Annotated in this window: 1 rRNA gene; it reads left to right on the top strand. The window is 53.9% G+C overall.

From position 1 onward, the window contains the following. Positions 1 to 2,871 (top strand): 23S ribosomal RNA (locus D9V34_RS08955); the annotation flags it as partial. Positions 2,872 to 2,888: the final 17 nt, after the last annotated feature.

Here is a 2,888-nt window from a genome sequence, read left to right as displayed (position 1 = left end):
TAGTAGTGGCGAGCGAACGCGGAAGAGGCTAAACCGGGCATGTGTGATAGCCGGCAGGCGTTGCATGTTCGGGGTTGCGGGACTTTCCGTAGTGATCTGCCGATCACTGAACATTAGAGAGCGGTATAGACGAATGGTCTTGAAAGGCCAGCCAGAGTGGGTGCCAGCCCCGTAGTCGAAATGCTGTAATCGTGTGGAGAGTATCCCAAGTAGCACGGGGCCCGAGAAATCCCGTGTGAATCTGTCAGGACCACCTGATAAGCCTAAATACTCCCAGATGACCGATAGCGGACAAGTACCGTGAGGGAAAGGTGAAAAGTACCCCGGGAGGGGAGTGAAATAGTACCTGAAACCGTTTGCTTACAAACCGTCGGAGCGCCCTTGTTGGTGTGACGGCGTGCCTTTTGAAGAATGAGCCTGCGAGTTAGTGATATGTGGCGAGGTTAACCCGTGTGGGGAAGCCGTAGCGAAAGCGAGTCTGAATAGGGCGATTCAGTCGCATGTCCTAGACCCGAAGCGAAGTGATCTATCCATGGCCAGGTTGAAGCGTGTGTAAGAGCACGTGGAGGACCGAACCCACTTAGGTTGAAAACTGAGGGGATGAGCTGTGGATAGGGGTGAAAGGCCAATCAAACTTCGTGATAGCTGGTTCTCTCCGAAATGCATTTAGGTGCAGCGTTGCGTGTTTCTTGCCGGAGGTAGAGCTACTGGATGGCCGATGGGCCTCACCAGGTTACTGACGTCAGCCAAACTCCGAATGCCGGTAAGTGAGAGCGCAGCAGTGAGACAGTGGGGGATAAGCTTCATTGTCGAGAGGGAAACAACCCAGACCACCATCTAAGGTCCCTAAGCGCGTGCTAAGTGGGAAAGGATGTGGAGTTGCAGAGACAACCAGGAGGTTGGCTTAGAAGCAGCCACCCTTGAAAGAGTGCGTAATAGCTCACTGGTCAAGTGATTCCGCGCCGACAATGTAACGGGGCTCAAGCACGCCACCGAAGTTGTGGCATTAATATTATGGTAGGCCTTCGTGGTCCAGCCGTATTGATGGGTAGGAGAGCGTCGTGTGGCCAGTGAAGCGGCGGTGTAAACCAGCCGTGGAGGCTACACGAGTGAGAATGCAGGCATGAGTAGCGAAAGACGGGTGAGAAACCCGTCCTCCGGAAGACCAAGGTTTCCAGGGCCAGGCTAATCCGCCCTGGGTAAGTCGGGACCTAAGGCGAGGCCGACAGGCGTAGTCGATGGACAACGGGTTGATATTCCCGTACCGGCGAAGAACCGCCCAAGCTAATCCAGTACTGCTAAACGTTTCGAAGCTCACATTACTGATCCCTTCGGGGTGAGGGGTGTGGGGGACGCACGTGACCCGATCTGGTGCGGTTAGCGTATTAACAGGTGTGACGCAGGAAGGTAGTCGGTCCTAGGCGATGGTTGTCCTAGGCCAAGAGTGTAGGCCGAGAGATAGGTAAATCCGTCTCTCATATAAGGTTGAGACTTGATGGGGAACCCGTAAGGGTATGATCCGATGATCCTCTGCTGCCAAGAAAAGCATCGACGCGAGGTTCTAGCTGCCCGTACCCCAAACCAACTCAGGTGGTCAGGTAGAGAATACTAAGGAGATCGAGATAATCACGGTTAAGGAACTCGGCAAAATGCCCCCGTAACTTCGGGATAAGGGGGGCCTGGCACGTCAACACTCTTGCAGTGGGTAGCGTGTTTGGGCCGCAGAGACCAGTGGGAAGCGACTGTTTACTAAAAACACAGGTCCGTGCTAAGACGCAAGTCGATGTATACGGACTGACGCCTGCCCGGTGCTGGAAGGTTAAGAGGAACGGTTAGCCGTAAGGCGAAGCTGAGAATTTAAGCCCCAGTAAACGGCGGTGGTAACTATAACCATCCTAAGGTAGCGAAATTCCTTGTCGGGTAAGTTCCGACCTGCACGAATGGCGTAACGACTTCCCAGCTGTCTCAACCGTGAACTCGGCGAAATTGCATTACGAGTAAAGATGCTCGTTACGCGCAGCAGGACGGAAAGACCCCGTGACCTTTACTACAGCTTGGTATTGGTGTTCGGTGTGGCTTGTGTAGGATAGGTGGGAGACGTTGAAGCGGACACGCTAGTGTTTGTGGAGTCGCTGGTGAAATACCACTCTGGTCATATTGGATATCTAACTTCGGACCGTGATCCGGTTCAGGGACAGTGCCTGGTGGGTAGTTTAACTGGGGCGGTTGCCTCCTAAAAAGTAACGGAGGCGCCCAAAGGTTCCCTCAATCTGGTTGGCAATCAGATGGCGAGTGTAAGTGCACAAGGGAGCTTGACTGTGAGACTGACAGGTCGAGCAGGGACGAAAGTCGGGACTAGTGATCCGGCAGTGGCTTGTGGAAGCGCTGTCGCTCAACGGATAAAAGGTACCTCGGGGATAACAGGCTGATCTTGCCCAAGAGTCCATATCGACGGCATGGTTTGGCACCTCGATGTCGGCTCGTCGCATCCTGGGGCTGGAGTAGGTCCCAAGGGTTGGGCTGTTCGCCCATTAAAGCGGTACGCGAGCTGGGTTTAGAACGTCGTGAGACAGTTCGGTCCCTATCCGCTGCGCGCGTAGGAAATTTGAGAGGATCTGACCCTAGTACGAGAGGACCGGGTTGGACGAACCTCTGGTGTGTCAGTTGTTCCGCCAGGAGCATTGCTGATTGGCTACGTTCGGGATGGATAACCGCTGAAAGCATCTAAGCGGGAAGCCGGCCTCGAGATGAGATTTCCATCCTTTTAGGGTGAGGCTCCCAGTAGACTACTGGGTTGATAGGCCGGATGTGGAAGCGAGGACTAAAGACTCGTGGAGCTGACCGGTACTAATAGGCCGATAATTTGATAATCATTACATACACATCGT

It is taken from the genome of Mycetocola lacteus (assembly GCF_003667575.1).
In the GTDB taxonomy this organism is placed as follows: Bacteria; Actinomycetota; Actinomycetes; order Actinomycetales; family Microbacteriaceae; genus Mycetocola; species Mycetocola lacteus.
Note: the sequence above shows the minus strand (reverse complement) of the source record. Positions and strands in the feature narration are given on the sequence as shown.